Raw genomic sequence first — 23253 nt, forward strand, 5'->3', positions numbered from 1 at the left:
AACCATCTAGATTAGAACTCAGCCGACAATCTGAGCACCACTGTTTTATCTATATAATGTGGTTGAGTGTATGTTTCAGAAGTATTTCTATATTCCAAGTGCTCTCCGGCTAATAAGTTTTTACCACTTAAAGATAACCCAGTCTGGGGGGAAAACTGCCAATGCCAAGTCACATCCAGCGCATCAAAATTATCGGTTCGATAGGCATCACTACACAGTGAACGAAATAAACCAAACAGTGAATGTTGCTTAAACAGCTGCCAACCCGCCTTTACAAAAAATTGTCGGCTGTCAGAATCAAAGCCAATCGCTTCACTCGTCCCCTCTTGCAAACGATAACGATATGCCATTTGACTATAACCAAATTCACTTCTAAAGCGCCTATTCGGCCGCCATGACAGTACCGCTTCTCCCCCTTTAGTATTCAAATCCGCATTAGACACAATATCAAGCTCTACCTGAGACTCAGTTAATAACTGCTGCGCCTCTGCAAATTGCCCACTAGCCAGTAAACTAGCAATACTGTCAATATCAATACTGTTAGTATTCGGAGTAACTGCAATCACATTTCTGGATTGGGTGTGGAACAAAGCTAAATCAAAGGACCAATTGTGTCTGCTAAACCGATATCCTAGCTCGTAAGACCGTGACTTTTCGGGTTGGACCGATTGATTACCATTGAGCACAGTGCGCACCATATATTGATCAATCGCATCAATACCAGTGGTAAAATAGTCTGCCACTCGACTACCGTTCACCGCAGAATCAGAATCGAATTCGGTTAAAGACGGGATCCGTACCGCTTTTGAAACTGCAGCCCAAACCACTTGCTGCTCGCTCGGCTGCCAAAGCAAACGAGCGGCAGGCTGATTCTCCCAACTGGTCAAGCTATTGTGCTCCAATTTATTGCCAAAAATCACCGTCAAGTGATTGGGCACTAAAGCATACTGAGCCTGAATGAAGGCTCCATAATAGCGTAAATTATCTATTCCTCGATCATTACTGATGAGCCAATTTTCTTCATAGGGCAAATCATTATTACGATAGTTCAAGCCCCAGTCTAATTGCAGATCACCAAAAGCAGAATTCATTTGGTAGTCAATATCGAGCGACTTAAAATGTTCATTCAAATAGAGTTGCTGACTATCTTGATGTCCCCAAGAGAGCTGTAACATTTGATTAGAGCGGGTCGACAAGCGATGCTCTAAACGAGCCATTAGGCGCAGATCATCACGTTTAAAACGATCTTGATAAAAGGTATTCTGGTTCACCTCTTGAGACAAAGCTTTTAGATTTTGTCCAATATTGGTGTGGGTATAACTAAACTGAGTCAAAATCGATAAATCATCACTTGGAGCAATGTCTAAGCGAAAACCAGCGGAGCCCTGCTGTGAATCATCATTCGCCGTGAGATCTAAACCACGCTTAGAAGTATCGGCATCGCGAATGCTGCCATAGACTCGATAACTCCCGTCATTACCAATGTCGTCACCATAACGCATATCAACATCATAATTTAATTGATCACCACGACTGACCTGAACCAAAGCCGTTCGTGTATCAATACTGTTTTTGGTAATGATATTAATCACGCCATTAACCGCGTTATTTCCCCACAATAAACCACCTTGACCACGAATAACTTCAATGCGCTCAATATCATACAGAGGGATATCCAACGCTTCCCAATATACGCCAGCGAACATCGGATTATAAACACTCTGGCCATCGACCATCACCAATAACTTACTGGTATAGCGGCCAGCAACACCACGGGCAGTAATCGCCCATTGATTACTATCTAACTGCCTTATTTGTATCCCCGGAACCAACTTTAGCGATTCCGCGACAGAAACCGCTCCGGAGGCTCTAATATCTTGCTTGCGAAGAACATAAATCGATGCAGCAGTGCTAAAAGCTGATTGAGCGCGCTTCATTGCAGACGTCACCTGTACGTCTGTGTCCATTAAAGATTCTAAGTCAAGACTTGAAAGAGAATTAGCCACAGCACTCACACTGGCCGTCAACAAACCAAGCACATAACATGCGCTATACTGTAACTTCAACGAGACAACTCCTAGTCATTTAAACTGTCCATAAGGGTCAACTTAGCGATTTATTGAGAACATTAAGAGTAAATGCCCACAAAAGTCTAATTTTTAATTTACAAAAAATTGATGATATTTACCTACCTAGAATTAAGCAAGCAATATGCGTGATTAATTACCGTTAAGTCAGGGCCGTACGTCTTTTAGGTGATTTTAAGGACTTAACCATTCATTTTCCGAGCGAAATCATAACATGACCTTTCACAACTAAGCCTCAGAAAGCGAGCGACAGACTTGGAGGCACAAATAAATCTTATTCATCGAAATAATCAGCTTATTTAACAGATGAACAATCCAAGGCGAATAATTAAGAGTGGCATTGTTCCAATTGTTGCGCTGCCAGCGCTAACACACATCGGCTTACCAGCGCCACTTGCTCAATCTGTAACAAGTGCCCCTGATCGGCTAAACGAAGTACTTTGCTGTACTTCGGATTTAAATGACTTTCGGCAAAATCAGCATTTTTGGGATCAACCAAATCATCTTTAGAACCCTGAACCACAATGGTAGGAATTTTTAAGTTCGCTAATAGGCGGTCTGAATGGCGTAAACCAGTTGCCAAGGCATACATATCCAAATTCGAATGGTTAAGCACTTGACCAAACTCAAAAAGGCCTAACAACGAGTGACCAACACCACTTCGTGCAAAACGATTATACCAACGCGGCTGAGTTAGTTCAGCACTAAGACCACCAGCCAATAACAACAATCCATCGACTTCAGCATTACTGCTAGCTAACAGAGGAGCCAAAGAGGCTCCCCAAGAATGTCCCACAACAATCAGCGGCAATTCAGGGTGTTGTTGCTTGAGTTGCTTTATCAGCGGACGAATATAATGAACTTGCTGTGAAAACTCAGAGATCGGCTTAGCCACATCCAAATATTGAGACTGCCCCCAACCCGGCCTATCAATACTGACCACCAATACTTTACTGAGCAAAGGAGATTGGCTAATAAAATAAGCACTATCTTCCCACGAACCAGGAGTGCCATGGATCCACAGCATAACCGCCTGTTGGGCGACACCATTACTATGAACACTCAAACTAAAGTTATCTTCCTTTAGCTGATAATGTTTGATGGCAGGATCGACTAATACCGTATTATCAATAAACTGTTGCTGCGTTTGCAGTGCTTTGGGCATCCAACCGCAGCCTTTCAGTGTAATGCTCATCAGCAAAAAAATAGGCCAATTTATCGCAACAGATAAACGACATCGACTAAATATGGCTAATAAATTTAGCTTCACGAGAGTCCCTTGTTTTAATTTATAAGAATCGGTCTATGAACTAGAAAGCTTAAGTTCAGGTTTTCTTTCAAAACACCGCCTTATCACTGCACTTGACCGTCGCAACTTGCATCGCCATACTTTGACGCAAAACCCTTAAGTGACAATAAAAGATGACCGAATCACGTATACCAACGGAAGAAATTGAAGTCGAAGCCCTTGAAGTCCTGATCAGCCAACAACCTATCGAGCTATACAAAGTATTGAAAATTGGGAATTTGGTCAATGGTGGTGGCGAAGCGAAGATGGTCATCGCTGAAGGGTATGTAGGACTAAACGGTGAATTAGAGCAACGTAAACGAAAAAAAGTCTACGCTGGAGACATCATTGAATTTAACGGTCAATATTTAGTGGTGGTCTGTGATGAGCAAGCTAAACCCTCAGAACAACAATCAAGTATTACCACACCAACTCCGCCGAAGCAAAACCAAACAGTTATTGCAACCAGTGCCAAAACCGGCCGCCGCTCAATTAAATTCTAAAAGCGATTATGCTGATTAATGCGCGCATGGTGAGGCAAGCGCATACGGCAACATTGCCAACAGAAATTCTTATGGTTATACCAATCTGATTGATCATATGAACAACTTGTTGCGCGAAATAAATCTGCCGATAACGAAGCATCAGACACAGTAACGAGTGGCTCTAATTACAAAATACATCACGCAGTTAGCGGTGATTTATACCAGCAAGAATGAACAGATTATTTATTAGATAAGTATTCTACAACAGTAACAATTTGGTCGTTCGTTATATTTATCTTAGACAAAAAAAAGCCGCTCTTTAAGAGCGGCTTAGTACTAAAAAGTTAGCTTACTTCTTAGCTTGTCTCTCTTTCTCTGCAGCAATTACAGTTTCAGCCACGTTTTGTGGTGTCGGTGCATAGTGCGAGAATTCCATTGAGAACTGACCACGACCAGAAGTCATGGTACGTAGTGAACCAATGTAACCAAACATTTCTGCAAGAGGAACATCTGCTTTAATCCGTACGCCAGTAACACCCGCTTCTTGGTCTTTGATCATGCCACGACGACGGTTCAAATCACCAATCACATCACCCACGTGATCTTCTGGAGAGAATACGTCAACTTTCATGATCGGCTCAAGTAATTGAGGACCCGCTTTTGGCACAGATTGACGGTAAGCGCCTTTCGCTGCAATTTCAAAAGCAATTGCTGATGAATCCACGGCGTGGAAAGCACCATCATAAAGCTCAACTTCCATATCAAGTAATGGGAAGCCAGCTAATGGGCCTGTTTCCATCATGCTTTGGAAACCTTTCTGAACTGCAGGCCAGAATTCTTTAGGAACGTTACCACCAACAACCGAAGAGGTGAAGGTGAAACCAGAACCAACTTCGCCAGGCTTAATACGGTAATCAATTTTACCAAATTGACCAGAACCACCAGACTGTTTCTTATGCGTATAGCTATCTTCAATTGCTTGAGTAATCGTTTCACGGTAAGCAACCTGTGGTTGACCAACAGATAGGTCTACACCGTAGGTACGCTTCAAGATATCAACTTTAATATCTAAGTGAAGTTCACCCATACCTTTAAGGATGGTCTCACCTGAATCTTCGTCAGTTTCAACTTGGAACGATGGATCTTCAGCAACCATTTTACCGATAGCAATACCCATTTTCTCAGTTGAACCTTTATCTTTCGGTGCAACCGCAATCGAAATCACAGGAACTGGGAATACCATAGGCTCTAAAGTACATGGGTCTTTAGGATCACATAAGGTATGACCCGTTTGAACATTTTTCATTCCCACGATGGCGATAATATCACCAGCTTGAGCTGAAGTAAGCTCATTACGGTCATCGGCTTGCATTTCAACCATACGACCAACACGTTCAGTTTTACCAGTGAACGAGTTAAGGATGGTGTCGCCTTTGTTTAATTTACCTGAGTAAATACGCACGAAGGTTAATGCACCAAAACGGTCATCCATAATTTTGAATGCCAAAGCTTTAAAGGTTTCATCAGCCGAAACAATTGCGTGATTGCCAGTTTCTTCGCCTTCTTCGTCCATCAAAGGTTGAGGATCAACTTCTGTTGGAGATGGTAAGTAATCAACAACCGCATCAAGAACTAACTGAATACCTTTGTTTTTGAAAGCGGAACCACAGTAAGTTGGGAAGAAGTCCATGGTACGCGTACCCTTGCGGATACACATCTTCAGTTGCTCAATAGTCGGCTCTTCACCTTCCATGTAAGCTTCCATTAGATCGTCATCTTGCTCAACCGCAGTTTCAACTAACATTTCACGATATTCTTCAACTTTCTCAAGCATGTCTTCTGGAATATCAGTGATTTCGTAGTTTTCTGGAAGACCAGTGTCATCCCAGATGTAAGCTTTACGGCTCAGTAGGTCAACAACACCAGTAAAGTCATCTTCAATACCGATCGGTAAAACCATGACTAACGGGTTCGCCGCAAGTACGTCTTGAGTTTGCTTAACAACACGGTAGAAGTCAGCACCCATACGGTCTAGTTTGTTCACGAAAATAATACGTGCAACTTCAGATTCGTTCGCATAACGCCAGTTAGTTTCTGACTGAGGTTCTACCCCACCAGAACCACAGAATACACCGATACCGCCATCAAGCACTTTAAGTGAACGGTATACTTCAACGGTGAAGTCAACGTGTCCAGGAGTGTCAATAACGTTGAAGCGGTGATCGTTCCAGAAACAACTTACTGCAGCAGACTGAATGGTAATACCACGCTCAGCTTCCTGTTCCATGAAGTCAGTGGTAGATTCACCATCATGCACTTCACCAGTTTTGTGGATCTGGCCAGTTAGTTTTAGGATACGCTCAGTTGTGGTAGTTTTACCCGCATCAACGTGAGCAAAGATACCAATATTTCTATATTTTGATAAATCAGCCATTGTTCAACTCTAATCAATTGTTTTTCAAATTCGGCGGGGAGTATACCACTACTGTCGCACAAGGCGAGAGGGTGAACTGTATTTGAGCGATTTATTGCGAAATTTCTTAAAAAAAAACTGACAAATTAAGCCTTAAAGCGACAAATGACTCCAGAACTATCATTTTCGCCCCCTTAAATACCGTATTTAGCCTATTTTCGTAATGTTTAACTCTCCGCTGCCCAATACTGAGCATAGCCGCCCTTATAGCCAACGCAAATTTGTTATCTAACCTAGCAATACCTCAACTTGAAGGGCAAACCAAGAGGCTTATGGTGATATATAACACCGTTAAACCAGCAATAATGCGCATTAGAAGCACTTTACAATCAAATGCAATTCAAAATTCTTATCTCAACATTCTATATAAAATTTTTATCAAGCTAAGCTGACCAAGCAAGCACCGATTATGATCCGAAAAGTTAACGCTAAGCAGGCCCTTAGGGCTTCATTCAGCGCGACGAATTATCTCAAATTTAGTTGGAAGCCATTGCTAGTTAAATTCGGAATGAACAGATCTGAGCATTCAATTCGCCTTAGCGCTACTTTTTCTGGTCCATCATGGCCTTTAAACTCGCGAAAGGATTACTGGTCGCCAAATCCTGTTTTAGATCACTGCCCGCTTCCACGCTAGAACCGTATTGTGCGGCTTCAGTGTATTTAGAATGCTCATGGTCATGGCAATATAAACATAACAACTCCCAATTTGAGCCATCGTTGGGATTATGAGTATGATCATGATCGATATGGTGAACGGTGAGCTCTCGTAAATTTGAATAAGGAAATTCGCGTGCACATCGTCCACAGACCCATGGGAACAATTTCAGTGCTTTCTCTCGATAACCCTGTTCTAGCTTCGCATAATTATTTGGAATATTGGCCATTTTCTCTCTCCAGCGTTTTTTGAAAATATTATAGCAATCCCCAGCCTCGAACAAACAAAGTCGCGAATTAATAGCTTATCGCTATTCCCAAAATTCAAAACTTAAACCACAATTAAAAATATCAATAAATTAGGAGGCTCAATGCCATTCGCTGTAACTCGTATTCAATGTAATCGCTGTGATTGCTGCACCCACTCAAAGGAAGTCAATGCTTGGCGAGTTTATTTACATCATGGTTTAGCGATACCTCTGCGAAAAACCCTAGGCTGGTGCCAACAGTGCAATCATTTAGTAAACGCCGAAAAGTTTCGAGATATTGATGCCATCGTTGAAGACATGGCGAGCCTGGTGCAGCAAGTCTCTATCTTAGAACAAACGCTAAAGACCAATTATTGGCAACGTCTCTTTAATAGGAAGTTACGTCAAACCAGAAGAAACCGTGTTGAAATGCTACTCACCCTAGCCGCCGAACTGGACATGTCAAAACAACACGCCTATCGAGCTAAATGTGAAAATTGTGGATCTTTAGATCTCAACACAATCTCTTCGTCAATCAATATTACAAAGCATTATTGGCTTCACCATGATGAGCCAGCCATTGCGACTGGACTTATCCACCCAGCTTGTGGCGGAGAGTTTATTGCGACCCCAGCGTTTACGTCTCGACTAAACATCAACTCCCCCCACAAAATCAGCAATAAGCAGTCAGGTATTGGATTCGTTTAACAAGCTCAAAGCCAGGCTGCTTCTACTCAGTTTTAGCAATTTAACAGGACAATAACTGATTCACCTGCTGAGCTCTTTCATACCAACTCTCGGAGCGTACATACATCCGCTGAAAAGAGGTACGTCGGCGCTGCAAAGCCATTGGCGTTTGTAAGCTATCTTCCAGTGCTCGCACAATTTGATGGACCTCCTTCGCTTGAGTCACCATCCCCAAGTAGGGCTTAAGTGCCGGGAAAGGCGTACTCACTATCGGCCGACCCGCCGCTAAATATTCACGCAATTTAAGCGGATCACAAGCAGCAATTTGCTTACAGTTGCGAAAGGGTAACCAAGAAACCTGCCAATGCTGGACATAACATGGCAACTGCTCATGTGGCACCGCTGCATGCACTTCAATATTGGGGAGCGCTTTAAAGGCCGATATATCGGTTTGCACATCGCCAATAAAGATGAAACGCCACTGTGGTAGGGCCTTGGCAACTTTTACAATCAGCTGTATATCTAACCAAGCTGCGATACTGCCATAAAATCCGGCAACTGGGCGCGCTTCTTTAACGAGCGCGGGTGCAGGGTTGGATGGATGTACAAATAATTGATAATCCACGCCGTGGGCCAGCATTCTCGTTTTTGCAGCAAACTTAGCGTCTTTTGAAAATTTGGCTCTGAGCATTTCGCTAGCCACCAATACATGATCCGCTTTAGCGACTAACTGTTGTTCGCAGCGACTCACATGCTGATGGTCAACCCCAGCTAAGGCGCTAAAGTCATCGCCACAATAATAAATAACTTGCTGCTCATTTAAGTGACCTAAGAGATCGACGGCAGTGGGCAGGGCCAGCCAAAGGTCGGGATGCTTGATCCCGATCCGCCTCACTTGCCGAGCGACCTGCGCCTTTAATAAACAGCGGTTAATCCAACGAAACAAAGTTGAACGAGGCGCTGGAAAAGCAATTGGCGACATCACATGAATGTTGGACGGTTTAACGACCCCCGTTGCAGCCTTGCCAAGCTGGCCCTGATGCTGAGAATAACGATTCCCCAGCATCGATTTAGCCTTCTCGAACAATCGTTTTAGATCTCGCCAGCTTAAACGAGGGCGACGTAAACCAATAGAATTAATCCACAAAATACGATGGTCTTTGGCCAGCTCCGTGATCACATGCTGACTGCTGCTTGGATGACGCTGCCAGTCTTCACCAAATACAATAAGGTCGCGTTTCATGATGAGTACTCCTCTAATGATTTAATCACTTTGGCAGGTACCCCTGCCGCAAGCACATTCGCTGGCAAACTCTTGGTCACCACACTCCCTGCTGCAACCACGGTACCGCGGCCAATACTCACCCCCGCCATGACCGAAACACCAGTGGCGAGCCAAACATCATCTTCCAAGATCACGTCGCCAACTTGACTGGCCTCTTCAGCCAAACCCTGAGCCCGCTTTTTAGCATTAAGCGGATGGCCCGGATAGCCCGCGATAAAACAACGTCCAGCGATCCGCACGTTATTACCCAAGCTCACAACTCTTCCAACCGCAATGGTGGTTTGCCATCCCACATCCACATTGTTAGCAATGATGAGTTGCGGCGTTTGTCCTGCAGTGCAACGCCCACTAAAGGTGCTGGCTCCCGAGATCCGACAATGATTGCCCAAACTCACCTGCAAACCTTCACTGAGCAGCGGCATTCCGCCATATAGATACAGCGCTTGAGACGGCCCCTGCGTTTTACTTCTAAATAGTGGTGTCCACCAACACACTCGAACACAAGCCTGCAACAGCGCGCTTAAGCTGGTATGCAGACGATATAAACCGCTAAATAGCAATGGCACTTTAGGCAATTGAAATAAACGGAAAGCCTTTAAGACTCGAAATAGCAGCCTCGCAACTGGCGATTCTCCTTGCTTGAGCCAAAGCTTGGTGCGTTGTATATAAGTCGTTGTCATGCTGTTTTCCCCATCGGCAATATTGCATTTTGCGTTTCTATAGATGGTTGTTGCAGCTACCATGCCAAAAAAATAAAACCTTTAGATACAGATGCTTATATGATTATTCTAGTGATTTTTGCAAAATGAAAATCCTCCTTTAAAGACCCGCGGAATTAGGCGGATGGGTGCACAAACCAGCGAGATCTCGCTCATCCCAAGCCCAAGCTTGCAAACCATCAGCAAAACGCGCTCAGGCGATAAAAATGTAGAATTCAATAACGAACATCAGCCACAAGAGGTCAAGAGCTTCTAATCACAAACCAAAGTCCTTGCACGTAGGCTTATTAGACGGGTACTGGCCACAAATAACCAGAATAAGGCCAAATGAGGTAACAGGTAAAACCATAGTGAGCCCGCGACAAATGGCAATAACACGAATACAACTAAAGGAGGTATAAAGCTAAACAATAAACGAGCTAAGGGATAAGCGAGCGGCTGTAAGCGTAAACTGACCCAAGTGAACAGGATGAATCGCGCGGCAAACACCAAATTGCTAGCAACCACTAGACCCCATACTCCCCAACGAGGGATCAAACAATAATACAGAACCAAGGCAAACACCGCGGCTAATGCATTAATGCGTGGTAACCAAACCGGACTATTCGGTAAATAACATCCGATATCGGTCACCGAGGTCGCAAGTTTAAAACCCAACGCCAGCAGCATTAACGGCAACCAAATCAGTCCCTGCAAATAATCGCTGGGTAAAACCCAGGGTAACAGCGGTGGAGCAAAAATCATGGCTAATAATAGCAAGCTGAAAATAATCAATAGCAAGCGCTGATGAATTTGTAATACTTGTTGCGGCCCATTTTGTTTCTTTAAAACCTTAAAACGACGGGGTAACCACCAACTTTCTACAATACCAAACCCGAGTGCGGTGGCCTCCACCACTTTAATCATAATCGCATAACGGGCTAAGGTCTCACTCCCTAGCCACTCGGCCAGTAATAAGCGATCTAGGCCATGCATCACAAACAGTGATAACGACGCACCAATTAAACACACTTGATAAGTTAGGGTTTGTTTCACCAAAAAAAAGTCTAATTTCAGTTTGAGCTGCGCTCGACAGCAGCCTAGCCCAATCGCTAAACCCAAAGCATTAGCGCAAGCACTGGCGATGAGCACCGAATCGATTCCCCAACCGTGTTTCAATCCCCAGAAGGTGATCAGCACTTGTGCAGCCGTTTGGCAAATAACTAAATAAAAGTAGCTCACGGCGCGCATTTCAATACGCAACCAAATCATCAGAGGCTGCAGTCCAATAGAAAAGGTAATGACTGCTGCAATCAAACACCACTGCGCCGTAACGAGTGTATCAAAAATAGCAAAGGGTAGATGAGCCAGCAGGCTCACGGTTAAACAGGCTAATACCAAGCCATAACAGAGGCTGAGTAGTACTGACGACGACAACAAACGTTGACGACCAGCATCATCCTCGCAATCTGGGTAAAAACGAGGCAATGCACCAGCGCTAATTTCCAACAAGGAGCATAAGGAAAAAATCACCACTAAGCTCTCTAACAAACCATACTCAGCCAAGCTCAAATAATGGGTAGTCACTGGTAACATCATCAGACCAGCTCCCTTTTGTAACAACATCAATAAGCCATAGATGCCCATTTCTTGAGTGGACTGTTTCAGCGCAAGCAATTTATTCCACAGCATAGTTGGCCTTCCCCGCTCGAAGACGCAACAACCACAAAGCCCATTCTCGCTTATGCCATTTGATATAACTGGCAACAAAATAATCTTTAGCCATTGGCTCAAAGGCGTTCATCAAGCGGTATTTATCGATCAAATGGCGGGTGAAGCGCCAGTAACACAGCAAATCACTCCAACTCACGTCGGTGCGCAGCTGTAAAAAAGCATGCCGACAGAGCATTTGTAAACAGAGCGGCGCAGCCACCGTAGTTAAGTTGGCCAGTTCGATCCGCTGCATAAAATCAGCAATGGAGCACATTCGCGCGTGCAACCTTTGTTTATCGGCACCCGGCTTGCGGCAGATCCCTTGAGGGTTATGTCGATAGTGGTAATGAGGCTGCTCAACATGACACACCTTGGTGGCTAATATTTCCGCCATATAAGAAAATATTTCATCTTCAAACCACTCTCCTACCGGAAATTCAAGCGCGTGTTGTAATACAAACTGACGCTTAAATAGCTTATTGCACACTGAAGTATTTTCAATAATTTCACGATGCTGGTACTGCTCTACATGTTGCTCAGAAAACTTAGTAAAACCACAGCTCACCCAGTCTGCATCCTGAGCCAAAGCCTGCTGTAATAAATCTGCATACATTGCTTTGGCAACAAAGTCATCGCTATCGACAAAAGCCAAATAACGACCTTGGGCATGTTTGATCCCAATATTTCTTGCTTGTGCCAATCCAACATTGCTTTTTAAATTAAGCAAGGTGATCGCCAATGAACTTTGCGCACTAAACTTTCGAACCAACTGATAGGAATCGTCAGGTGAGGCGTCAATCACCACTATCACTTCTATAGATTGGAGGATTTGTTCACTTAAACTATTTAAACATTGCCACAAATAAGCTTCGGTATTAAACACCGGAACAATCACCGATACCATCGGCGCAGAGCTGGTAAGTACTGGCATTATTTCACTCCCTGAGGCATAAATTGCGCAAGTTGTAAGCTATCGACAAAGTGCTGTTTTGCTTCGCGACTTTTCACCCAGTAACTCAGCAAAGCAATCCTCAAAGCAGAGCCTCGAAATTTTAAATAACGACTCACTTTGTAATCTTGCGGTATCGAAATACACAAACTCAGCAGCTTGTACTTCTCTACCAAATGGTCAATAAAACTGAAAAATCCCACCAGGTCGATCGCCGATATCTTATAGTACAAGGCACTGAGGGCATGGTTGGCTAAGCAACGCAGCAAATCCTCTGCGTGGCCGGCTATCGCCCCACGCCGCTCCATGTCGGCTAGAAATCTAGCCAACATCAACTGCTTATCATAAAGGTTAAAACGGCCATGGTTATCACCTCGGCACAAGCCTTGAGGACTCATCCGATAGTTATAGAGTGCTTGCTTCACCTGAGCGATATGCTCAGTGGCAAAGCGCGCGGTATATGCGAAGGGCTCATCTTCAAAAATTACATTGCTATAAAAGTTAATCTGTTTTGAAACAAGGTAAGCTCGTCGAAATAACTTATTAGTGACATAGGTATCGTCATAATATTCTTGGGTCGGTAATAGCTGGTAAAAGGTGTGGTTATCATTCACCTCAAAGCTGCGCATCTGGCAACTGACCACATCAGCCTGACTTTGCAAAGCCTTACAGAACATCAGTTCAAACATATTGGCCTCAACATAGTCGTCGCTATCGACAAAACCAATGAATTCACCTTGGGCTGATTGCATGGCAATATTTCGCGCCATCGATACCCCCACATTTTGCTCTAATACAATCTTTCGAAAGCGTTCTGGATACGCTAAGCAAAATTCACCAGCAATCGCGGCACAGTTATCTGGCGAGCCATCGATAACCACTATTACCTCAATGTGCGCCAAGCTTTGGTTGGCTAACGAGCTAAGACAGGTCGCCAAGTATTGTTCTGATTTATAGACAGGGACAATAATCGATACGTTATACATAAGCCTATCCTCTTTACCGCAGCGCCACCTTGCCCAGTCACTGCAGAAATAATCAACGGGTCATAACAAGGAATAGAGCAAAAGCCGGACCAATAACGTATTAGGCATTTAATTCAGTGAGTTAGGTTAGATAAATGTAGTCATAGGATTTGTCTCTAGCTGGATTTTGCATTCTGCAAAGCTTGTCTAAGTAATTGCGCCATGGCCACCACCAAGCCAGTGAAAATATACACAGGCCAGGTAAACCCTTGGGTTAAGAAAGTACCCGATACAATAGTGCCCAACAATCCGGCCAATACTCCTTCAGCACAAGCCTGCAAACCCAAGTTTCGCGGCTCAATACAGGCACTCAATTGCTGCAGATTACGCTGCGCCAAACGGCAGATCTTAAGGATGAGCGTACAAAAAACCGCAAATCCCAAGAAGCCCGTTTCGGCCAATACGCCAAACCAAGTGCTATGAACCGCATGATTTTTACCGTCCCAGTGATTTGAAAAGAAGTAATAATTAGCATAAAAATTATCAATCCCCACACCAGTGATCGGATTATACAGCGCCATCTTAAAGGCTGCTTGCCAGGCATAGATCCGCCCCATTGACGATTCATCAATCCCCGACTCCGCCGCGCCACCAGAACTTCGCTCAGACACCCCCGCCAATACAAATAAAATTGCCATCGCACATCCCCCCAAACACAGCAGCAACAGCTTATTCTTCACTCTACGCCAAGCAAATACAGCACTAATGGTTGCGATCCCCAGCAAGCCGCCACGACTCTGGGTGGCCAAGATTGCCATGATGAGCGCCAGCATGCTGGCAATAGCCAATAGCCGTAGCAGCCAATTTCCACGTTTTAAACTGAAAGCCATGGCAAAACCTAAAGGAAACAACAGCGTTAAGGCTAAATCATTGGGATCTCCCAGCACCGAGCCCATTGAGCGACCAATGGTAACGCGAGTCCCCTCCACCATTTCGATACCCGCGGCGGCATTTTGCAAAGCAACTATCGAGATCAACAAACCACAGCAGAAGAAGGCAATAGCCGCTTTGACGATGTCTTCAGGTCGACGTAACAACCAAGCAATCGCCACCGTCATCAAACCGATTTTACTAAAGACCCCATTAAAATAGGCCATCGCAACGGGTCGGCTACTGGCAAAAATAACCCCAATGGCACACAACAGTATAAAGGCTAATAACCAGCTCAATTCGCGACTCCAATAGATTTGCAATTTGCGAGACAAAGCTAAATGCCAAGCTAAACTGGCCAAAGAAGCAAGCGCTAAAAGCTGCGGAATGCGTAATGCGTAGAGCGCAGGAAAAGCCTCATGTAAGCGGAAAAAAGAGAAACAAACGAAGCCCAACACGACCCAAAATGGCTGGCGAATGACCACTACCACCGCCACAGGAATCAAAGATAATATTATGGGGATCAGTGGGTTAGAAAATTTTATCCATACCAAGCCCAGTAATAGGCAAACCATGCAACCAAGCAATAACTGGCTCACATGACGAGGACACGGGGTACGGCTTGGAGACTCTGAAAACATCACACTTCTCTCTATGGCATAAGTCATGCTTATACCAAGCTATAAGCAAACTCAGTACCAAGGACAACAACATGCCTTCAGCTAAGCACTTTGTTCAAGCCAATTTCGCGCAGCCTATATGTTCGGTGATCATTCCCAGCTACAACTGCTTAACCTATTTAAAACAGGCGCTCATCAGTGTTCAACTGCAAGCCATTGCAGATCTCGAGATCATCGTAGTGGATGACAACTCTAACGACGGCACCTGGCAGTGGTTGCAAAGCCAGCAAGCGACGCTCAGCAACTTAGTCTGTATTAAACAGCAGGGCAATGGCCCCGCTCATGCCAGAAACGTGGCCATTGATGCGGCGAAAGCACCACTAATTGCCTTTCTTGACGCGGATGATTGGTGGTTAGAAGGCAAGTTGCAACGTCAAATTGCTTTTCATCAGGCGCATCCAGAGTTAAGTTTTAGCTTTACCGATTATCGCCACATAGGGCCCAAAGGAGAAGACCGTGGCACCTGTTTCGAATTTTGGCCAAATTACCAAGATCAACGACAACAAACGCTAGGCTATCGCATTAAGAACGATGCCGCCGCAAGCCTATTTGCTGAGAATGTGGTGGGAACCTCCACAGTGATGGCCTCACGCTCAGCCTTACGCCGCTGTTTCGCTTTTGATGAACATTTACCTTCAGCCGAAGATTGGGATCTATGGTTAAAATTAGCCTTACATGGTCCAGTCGCGGTCAGTAATCACTGCGATTGCCATTACCTAATGCGCGATGGTTCAGAAAGTAGTAAAAGTGAGCAGCGCTTAAAAGCAATGAACATCATTTACCAACGTTATGCGGCCAACTTTGCAAGCAATACCCTTTCTGTTTTAAGTCAAGCCAAAGCGCGGATTGCCACCGCTGAAGCCGAACTTTATAACGATGAACAACAACGACTACTGGCCATCGGCGCTCGACTCAAGGCGCTCTATTATTCACCCAGCAAACGCCATTTGTTTGAAACGCTAGCCGATACCCGTAACTTGCTACTGATACGCTAACAAAATCGCAAACCTAATGGCAGCGTTACGCTCATCGTAAGCATCTAAATCTGCCCAAGAGGACAGTCAACAAAGCTGAACAGACAGAACCTCGCGGCACGCATTCGAAATAATGAGTCAAGCGATAAGCGTGCTTAAACGAGCCAAATTCTCACTGGTGATTTGCTCTGGCATCATTGGGAGCGGTTAAGCGACTCAGCCCCCAATGAGAAGAGCTGCTTGCCTGCAACTTCCAGCCGCGTTTAACCAGCTGCTTACGCATAAAAAATTGTAAGTAACCGTGACCAAACACTGCCACCTTTTGATGCTCTTCGGCTAAACATATGACCAACTCAGCGGCCAAACAAGCGCGCTGTTTCGCTTCGCTATAAGATTCGAAAGGCCCCTTCAACCCTATCGTCCATAACAAGCGGTTTAGATAAAGCCAATAATTTGCTTTGATTGTAAACGGCAGTTTATAGCGAGGAATTTCCATTTCCCTTAAGAGTTTATAGGTTTTGGGAGGTTGGTCTGTACAACGAATCGCCGATTCCACGGCTCGTTTAAGATCACTACCAACCACATAATGCGACTCAAGCTGTGACTTTAGCTGTTGTGGCGGCAGACTATCAACCAGCAATCCTGAGTGATGGTATTTTCTCACCCAAGCCACAAAGCCAGCCGCAGAGAGTTTCGGGTAAACTGCAGCGCTGGGTTTTCCATGACGAACCAATACTATTTCCAAGATTTAGCCTAATAAAGTTAACAGCAAGACCAATGACCAGAGCAAGGCCTTCCTTCAATGATGTTTAATTCGAATCAGTCACAGTTTTTAAGACTCAACTTTTCACACAAGCGATCCGCGAGACGGTGAGTCGCAATATTTCTTTCGATAATGGCAGAAGAAAGTTGCCCCTTGGCAACCACAGTCAACCAATCGTCGACCATCGCAGCAAAACCTTTACTCTCAAGCATTGGCACCCAGTCCTTTTGCATCAGTTTAGTCTCGATATTGTTTTGCCAATACTTGCCTTCGGTAAAGGAATTAAATTCGAATGCGCGATCTTCATAACAAGCGGTCAGCCGTTCCGAAGTTTGACCAAATTGGCGATTCATCGAAGCATGGAATAAACACGCCCCAGTTTGCCATTGCACATCAATCCGAGCTAACTGCTCGCCCTGCATTTGCCAAGTCAGATAGACATCATCCAGATCAGCCTTGGCGGCAAGGTTGACACTATCAAGCGGGTGAATGAAATCATCAAAAATGAAGCTGCGGATCTCGCCCGGTAGGTGATGACGATTTTTTTCCCAACGCAAGGCCTGCAAACTGCCAATATTAGCTTGAGCGAGTTCCGGAATATATTGGTTAAACAAAGGAACATGACGCCGATTAAACCCCAAATAAAGTGGCAGTCTCTTTTGGGCTGCTAGCTCATAGAGCTGTTCCACTTCGATGGCACTGTCACTCAATGGCTTATCAACGAAGGTTGGAATGCCCTGTTTTAAAAAAAAAGTCGCGATTTGAGCATGTGCCGGAGTCGCGGCATGGATCATTACCGCATCGACCTGAAAACGAGGCAACTCTCGATAATCCTGACAATACTCCGCCACCCGAAAGGTTTTTGACAACTGTTTGAGCGTGTCTGTATTACGGGTGCAGAATACTAAATCAAGCTTGGCTAATTGAGTTATAAACGGTAGGTAGGCTTTCTGGGCGATATCACCCAAACCAATCATCGCAACTTTCATGTTTATCCCTTTTAATCATTAACGCCAGAATTGACTAAGCGCGTCTTATTAAAAAGGAATTATGGTAACCGATAATTACAATCAAAGACACTCGCTATTTACCTGAATTTAAACAAAAAATAATCTGTTAGATAATTTTGAATAACATCCCTTGGCCGCCGTCAAGCCCCCACATGGCATCCAAAAAGAAAATAAATTGATGCGCCACAAATAGGTCCATACTGGTCACTAACGCGGCAAAGGCAAAGCTACAAAGAAGCAAAGAAGCAAAGAAGCAAAGAAGCAAAGAAGCAAAGAAGCAAAACATAGCCTTAAATAAACGGAGATGATACTCACGATTTATGGTAACACTTTGTAAGTTATCGTAACAATCACAGCCCCCTCACACTTCAACAAAGCCGCACCCTTTAACTAATTACTCGCACCATATTGTAAACACTTACCTCTTTTCGCCAGATATAGTCGAGCAAAACTAAAAACATAAACTCGACTGAATAGGACAAGTTATGAAACTCTGTGCACGCAAAATAATACACTTATGTGCCGCCTTACTCATCGCCATATTAATGGCAGGATGTAATGATGATCACTCGCAAACATTTCCTTACCAAGGTGTCGCACTACAAGAAACCCAATATGGTTTTGTGGAAGGTTTCGAAAGCCAAGAAAATAACACCATTGGCTGGCTAGGGCTCCCTTACGCTCAGCCCCCCATCGGTGAATTGCGCTGGAAAGCTCCGCAAAGCCCTGAAGCATGGCATGGCACTTTGCAGGCAAAAGCATTTAAAGATGGGTCAATACAAGGAGATAACTCCGAGAATGCGACAGGCAGTGAAGATAGCCTGTACCTGAATATTTGGCGTCCCAACACGGCAGACAAAGACTTACCAGTGTTGCTGTTTGTCCATGGCGGCGGCAATCGAAGCGGATCACCAAAAGAGTTTATTGGTGACAAGTTAGCTGAAGCGACAAACAGTATCGTGATATCAATCGATTATCGCTTAGGGGCCATAGGCTGGTTTAGACATCCGGCGTTAAAAAGTGGCGATCTGGCGAGTGATTCTGGCAACTTTGGTCTGCTTGATATTATTCAATCGCTGAAATGGGTGAATCAAAACATCAGTAGCTTCGGGGGCGATCCCGGTAACGTGACCCTAGCCGGTCAATCTGCTGGTGCGAGAGATACACTGGCACTGATGATCTCGCCCCTTGCCAGTGGATTATTCCATAAAATATTGGCACTCAGTGGCGGCATGACCACTTCCGAGACAAGTGCTGGTGACGCTATCGCACAACAAGCCGTGATCCAGCTAGTCATCAATAATGGCGAGGCAGATAACCAAGCAGATGCCATGATCTGGATAACTCAACACGAAGATTTTGCCGCTTACTTAAGAGCGCAAGAAGCAGATAAATTTCTCGCTTTATATGGCCCAGCACCGATCAAAATGGCACCTTTCCCACACTTGTTTAAAGATGGCTATGTACTCCCTGCTGAGGGTTTTGAAGTACTTAAAACCGGTCACTACAACAAAGTTCCGGTGATGCTGGGCAGCGCGCAACAAGAATTTGCTATTTTTGCGCTAACCGATCCTGAATTTGCCCCATTACTTAGAGGATCGCAAGATCCCGATTTACTGGACTCTTATGGCACCGCAATGCATTACGGCAGCAACATCTACGCGGCATTCAATGTGGAAAATGTGGCCGACCAACTGGTAGGGAATCCAGACCAGCCTCCGGTATTTGGTTACCGTTTTGCTTGGGGCACAAGGTCTGGCGTGGTGAAATCACCAGCAGACACGCTTGGTTTATCCGCGACTCACGGCGCTGACATGGACTTTATAACGGGTCAATGGAGTAGTGGTATGAATCAGTGGTTCAATAGCGCGTTCTATTTCGACGAAAACCAACCAGGACGTGATGCTCTAAGCGCTGCAATGATGGCATATATAGGCAACTTCCTGCATACCGACTCGCCGAATGGTGAAGACCTCACAGAGTGGCAAGCTTATAGCGTGCAGCATCAAATCATGCGTTTAGATGCAGATCTTGGCACTTCGATCATCGCAATGTCTGATGCTGTCTACGACAAAAATCAAGTTGATGCAGAAATGCAAACGGACTTAGCTTCCGATGAGTATCATTATTATATCGATAAGATTATTTCCGGACGTTTCTTCTGGGATCTTTGGATGGAGTAAACTTAAGCCGTATCCGCTATCGCAGTCAGCGAAAATTCAGCTGACTGTTGCGGGGCCAAAACTGACAGCATACACATCCGCCATTCACTTCGCCTATAGATAGTTTGCTGCGATCAGACTCATCTTCTTAAAATCATGTCCCCCTAGGAACTGCCAAGCGCTCCCAATTGAATTAGCTTTTTGTTTCGACAGCGAATTGCTTCGGTTGCTAAAAAAACAACGCTCCTCGACTCAAGCGATCACGACCTTGAAGATCGAGCACTGCATTTCGACAAGGAGGATGAGGACTATCGCGTTCATTATCTAACTCACCCAGCAAAATCGTCGGTTTTGTTGCAAGCACAGTATTCAATCGCCTAGCAGAAAAAGCTGAATACTATAAGGGCATTCTTGCTCAAATATCATCTGCGTATACCAGCCCGCATTCGCCGCGACGATGCGCCTCACTTTGAGTTGCTGAGCAAACAGAACAAAACGGTGAGCAGTTTGGCCACCAGCTGAGAGATCAAACTAGTCATAACTTTGAACGGTAAGCTGAAAATAAGACACCGCCTCATTTAAAATCCTATGAAAATTCATGCCGTTAATTCAAGCACCAAGCGGTCACTTTGTAACGCCAATTTTGACACATTCATAGTAATAGGCTTAAGCATACCAGCCAAATTGTAAGACCAAAAACTAGGGTAATCTCGCTTCGCGTAACGTGGTATTAGCACCAATAGATTATACCGCTGGGCGGCCACTGTCCAAGCATCACTATACCCTATCGCATTTCAAGCGGCGCCCGGCAGCACCTGCAACACCTTACTTGTCTCATCATAACCACGAGATAAATAGTATAAAATTCGATGCTATACTCATCTTTCCCCTGACCACCAGCGAGCCTAAATGAGCCTAAGGCTGCGGATAACTGAACCGCATCGGCTATCACCAACAACGAATAAAAAACCATTATCCGGGCGAAGATGTGTTTCAAATAAAGTCCTTATAGTGATAAACAATGGCCTATCTGCGCAACACAAACCACCTAGAGTTGAGAGACCGACCTCGGAATCTATATGCTATGTAGCCTTGATAAATAACTTAAGTCTTTAACAACGCTTACCGCTAAGCGGTCTGGCTAAATTTAAAATCAAAGCGCCAATAAAAATAGCGGTAGCAATAGCAAGCAAACGCATCAGTTCAGCGGATAATGACTCCACACCTTGATTTTTGATGATTTGATAAGTTAGCACCGTAAAATTTGTAAATAAGAGCTGGTAAATACTCAAGCGACATTGGCATCGAATCGCATAACAAGCCAGCTGAATACCACAGAACAGGCTAGCCGCTAAAACAAGCCAGTTGGGGAAATCAAGCATAAACAGTAACATTACTGGTACCGTAAACAATATACCTGTAGCCGTGGTCACCAACCTATTGTGACTAAAGGTTCTATGTTGTTCAGGGATTGGCATTTTAATCATGCTACTAATGGTAATCGCGATCAGCATCGATTGAGGGCTGCCTGTCCCAATTAAGGCCACTAATACCAAACTCATAGCGCTTGCTTTAAATACAATCAGAGCAAGGTGCACACTCACTGGTTCATCACTTTTCTGATCTGGTAAAATATCGCGCTGATCACCAGGAAAAATCACAAAACTGAGAAATGTCACCACAATTGCAATGCCAAGCCCTTCAAACATTAACCATGGCAGGACACTCACCGATAAACCCATCTGTTTACTCATCACCGCCATGATGATGACCACAATCAGAGTTAAGGTGGATAAAATATCTTTAGGATTTTGATGACTCCGATAATAGCTCCAAAAAACTAAAGACCAGCAGAACAACGCAAAACCGCTGGGTGAATCGAGCAAGGTCTCGCCGAGAAACACCACCACAAAACTAACAAAGAACAGCATTAAGAGTACTTTCAACAACAGGCTAAGCGGTGGCTTAGAAGGCATCAGTGTCAGAAAAATCACCACAAACATCGGTGCTAAAATCGGCAAATCGCCCCCCTGATACTGTAAGTAAAACAGTAATAATATAGGAGCAAATACTAAGCGAATGATCGGGTTAGCGGCACTACGAAACATAAGTCCATACACTCACAAGCACCATCCAAATACCAGCCAGCCATTCTGCAAACTTGTTTTGTCCAGTCAAGAAAGCAACCGTGGCCTGTGAACCATAGCGAATGTTGGATGGGACTTGATTGTCTGCAAAAATAATGTTCACCGGATAGCGCTGAGCACCTAAAGCGCTAATATCCGCGCTTAAAAAACCGGTGCTTTGGTCGATATTATTGCTCCCTCCAGTCCCCCAACCAATGCTATCAACTTGCCCCAATAAAACACGACCAGGTAATGCATCAAGTACAATTTCAACACTTTGGCCAACCGCTATATGCTCCAAGGAGTTTTCCCTCACCAGCGCTGAAATCCAGACACCGCGTGGATCAATAAAAGTAAGCATTGGAGAACCGACCGTCGCTTTTTGGCCAACGCTCAGCTGAAGATTGGTCACCACACCATGAGAAGGAGCAATCACTTTGGTTTTTTGTAAATCTAACTGCGCTTTTTCTAAGTTTGCCATGGCAGACAAAATTTGTGGATTGTTGCTCCCTTCAGGACCAAGGTTGTATCTGGCTTGAACCAAGGACGCTTCTGCTGCTTCAAGTGCGGCTTGACTACGATCCCTAGACTCTGTGGCATTATCTAAATCAGCTTTACTTAATACCCCTTTCCTAGCCAGTTCAAAGATACGGGCCGCTTGCTCTCGGGCATTATCACGAGCGGCTAAAGCATCCACAACTTTTGCTTGTGCAACTTCAACTGCCGCGGTATTCGCCCCAATATTTTGCCCTGCAATAGCTAAACTAGCTTGGGCGGCGTTGAGGTTAATTTCATAATTTCTGGGGTCAATCTCAAACAATACATCGCCCCCGTTCACGACCTGATTATTAGCCACCTTCACTTCAGTGACATTCCCCGATACTTCAGGAGAAATTCTCACTAAATAAGAATGCACTCTGGCGGAGCCTGTCATCGGAGTCACACGATCAGCCCATAGGCTGTATAGCCAAATAAACAGAATCAAACCAACAATATAGAAACTCAACTTTTGTGATGATTTTTCAGCAGCTGACATGCTTTAACTTCTCTAAGGATTAAAGTAATCATGCTAATTG

At 44.6% G+C, this 23253-nt stretch carries 19 protein-coding genes; 4 read left to right on the forward strand and 15 right to left on the reverse strand.

Going from position 1 to position 23253, the window contains the following annotated elements:
* Window positions 1–11: 11 nt before the first annotated feature.
* The gene (locus tag ACRRSY_RS13495; RefSeq protein ID WP_432463403.1) at window positions 12–2066 is read right to left on the reverse strand and encodes a TonB-dependent receptor plug domain-containing protein; all 2055 of its coding nucleotides are present in this window, start codon (window positions 2064–2066) and stop codon (window positions 12–14) included.
* 349 nt (window positions 2067–2415) lie between these two features.
* Window positions 2416–3357, reverse strand: coding sequence for an alpha/beta fold hydrolase (locus ACRRSY_RS13500; protein WP_432463404.1), 942 nt, complete (start codon window positions 3355–3357; stop codon window positions 2416–2418).
* 152 nt (window positions 3358–3509) lie between these two features.
* Between ACRRSY_RS13500 and ACRRSY_RS13505 the strand changes: the two genes are divergently transcribed.
* Complete coding sequence (locus ACRRSY_RS13505) at window positions 3510–3878, forward strand: RNA-binding S4 domain-containing protein (RefSeq protein WP_432463405.1); 369 nt, start codon at window positions 3510–3512, stop codon at window positions 3876–3878.
* Between the two features lie 331 nt (window positions 3879–4209).
* Here ACRRSY_RS13505 and fusA read toward each other — a convergent pair whose 3' ends face one another.
* Complete coding sequence (gene fusA, locus ACRRSY_RS13510) at window positions 4210–6294, reverse strand: elongation factor G (RefSeq protein ID WP_432463406.1); 2085 nt, start codon at window positions 6292–6294, stop codon at window positions 4210–4212.
* Window positions 6295–6875: 581 nt separating this feature from the next.
* Window positions 6876–7217, reverse strand: coding sequence for a YajD family HNH nuclease (locus ACRRSY_RS13515; RefSeq protein ID WP_432452686.1), 342 nt, complete (start codon window positions 7215–7217; stop codon window positions 6876–6878).
* A 141-nt stretch (window positions 7218–7358) separates the two neighbouring features.
* Between ACRRSY_RS13515 and ACRRSY_RS13520 the strand changes: the two genes are divergently transcribed.
* Window positions 7359–7943 carry a hypothetical protein gene (locus tag ACRRSY_RS13520; RefSeq protein WP_432463408.1) on the forward strand — a complete coding sequence of 195 codons (585 nt, stop codon included), beginning with the start codon at window positions 7359–7361 and terminating at the stop codon, window positions 7941–7943.
* Window positions 7944–7983: 40 nt separating this feature from the next.
* On the opposite strand, the gene ACRRSY_RS13525 is transcribed toward ACRRSY_RS13520, so the two are convergent.
* The 6 genes from ACRRSY_RS13525 to ACRRSY_RS13550 form a co-directional block, all read right to left on the reverse strand.
* Window positions 7984–9165 carry a glycosyltransferase gene (locus tag ACRRSY_RS13525; protein ID WP_432459605.1) on the reverse strand — a complete coding sequence of 394 codons (1182 nt, stop codon included), beginning with the start codon at window positions 9163–9165 and terminating at the stop codon, window positions 7984–7986.
* Window positions 9162–9887, reverse strand: coding sequence for an acyltransferase (locus ACRRSY_RS13530; RefSeq protein WP_432459606.1), 726 nt, complete (start codon window positions 9885–9887; stop codon window positions 9162–9164). The genes ACRRSY_RS13525 and ACRRSY_RS13530 overlap by 4 nt, the downstream gene beginning before the upstream one ends.
* Before the next feature lie 291 nt (window positions 9888–10178).
* Complete coding sequence (locus ACRRSY_RS13535) at window positions 10179–11597, reverse strand: lipopolysaccharide biosynthesis protein (RefSeq protein WP_432463409.1); 1419 nt, start codon at window positions 11595–11597, stop codon at window positions 10179–10181.
* Complete coding sequence (locus tag ACRRSY_RS13540; protein ID WP_432452681.1) at window positions 11584–12549, reverse strand: glycosyltransferase family 2 protein; 966 nt, start codon at window positions 12547–12549, stop codon at window positions 11584–11586. The genes ACRRSY_RS13535 and ACRRSY_RS13540 overlap by 14 nt, the downstream gene beginning before the upstream one ends.
* Window positions 12549–13553, reverse strand: coding sequence for a glycosyltransferase family 2 protein (locus tag ACRRSY_RS13545; RefSeq protein WP_432452680.1), 1005 nt, complete (start codon window positions 13551–13553; stop codon window positions 12549–12551). Before ACRRSY_RS13545 ends, ACRRSY_RS13540 begins: the two co-directional genes overlap by 1 nt.
* A gap of 155 nt (window positions 13554–13708) precedes the next feature.
* Entirely contained in the window at window positions 13709–15130 is a 1422-nt protein-coding gene (locus tag ACRRSY_RS13550; RefSeq protein WP_432463410.1) for an O-antigen ligase family protein, read from the reverse strand.
* Window positions 15131–15174: 44 nt separating this feature from the next.
* On the opposite strand from ACRRSY_RS13550, the gene ACRRSY_RS13555 reads away from it, so the two are divergent.
* Window positions 15175–16137 carry a glycosyltransferase family 2 protein gene (locus ACRRSY_RS13555; protein ID WP_432463411.1) on the forward strand — a complete coding sequence of 321 codons (963 nt, stop codon included), beginning with the start codon at window positions 15175–15177 and terminating at the stop codon, window positions 16135–16137.
* Window positions 16138–16288: 151 nt separating this feature from the next.
* Here ACRRSY_RS13555 and ACRRSY_RS13560 read toward each other — a convergent pair whose 3' ends face one another.
* On the reverse strand, window positions 16289–16861 hold the full coding sequence (locus ACRRSY_RS13560; protein ID WP_432463413.1) for a histidine phosphatase family protein: 573 nt from the start codon (window positions 16859–16861) through the stop codon (window positions 16289–16291).
* Between the two features lie 74 nt (window positions 16862–16935).
* On the reverse strand, window positions 16936–17868 hold the full coding sequence (locus ACRRSY_RS13565; protein WP_432452676.1) for a Gfo/Idh/MocA family protein: 933 nt from the start codon (window positions 17866–17868) through the stop codon (window positions 16936–16938).
* 506 nt (window positions 17869–18374) lie between these two features.
* Here ACRRSY_RS13565 and ACRRSY_RS13570 point away from each other — a divergent pair.
* Entirely contained in the window at window positions 18375–20072 is a 1698-nt protein-coding gene (locus ACRRSY_RS13570) for a carboxylesterase/lipase family protein (protein WP_432463414.1), read from the forward strand.
* A gap of 208 nt (window positions 20073–20280) precedes the next feature.
* On the opposite strand, the gene ACRRSY_RS13575 is transcribed toward ACRRSY_RS13570, so the two are convergent.
* The 3 genes from ACRRSY_RS13575 to ACRRSY_RS13585 all read right to left on the reverse strand — a co-directional run bounded on the left by ACRRSY_RS13575 (window position 20281) and on the right by ACRRSY_RS13585 (window position 23213).
* Complete coding sequence (locus ACRRSY_RS13575) at window positions 20281–20415, reverse strand: hypothetical protein (protein ID WP_432463415.1); 135 nt, start codon at window positions 20413–20415, stop codon at window positions 20281–20283.
* 748 nt (window positions 20416–21163) lie between these two features.
* Window positions 21164–22171 carry a DUF2955 domain-containing protein gene (locus ACRRSY_RS13580; RefSeq protein ID WP_432463416.1) on the reverse strand — a complete coding sequence of 336 codons (1008 nt, stop codon included), beginning with the start codon at window positions 22169–22171 and terminating at the stop codon, window positions 21164–21166.
* A complete protein-coding gene (locus tag ACRRSY_RS13585; RefSeq protein ID WP_432463417.1) occupies window positions 22149–23213 on the reverse strand; it encodes an HlyD family secretion protein in 1065 nt (354 codons plus the stop codon). Before ACRRSY_RS13585 ends, ACRRSY_RS13580 begins: the two co-directional genes overlap by 23 nt.
* Between the last annotated feature and the right edge of the window lie 40 nt (window positions 23214–23253).

The sequence above is a fragment of the Agarivorans sp. QJM3NY_33 genome (assembly GCF_050870865.2).
Taxonomy (GTDB): domain Bacteria; phylum Pseudomonadota; class Gammaproteobacteria; order Enterobacterales; family Celerinatantimonadaceae; genus Agarivorans.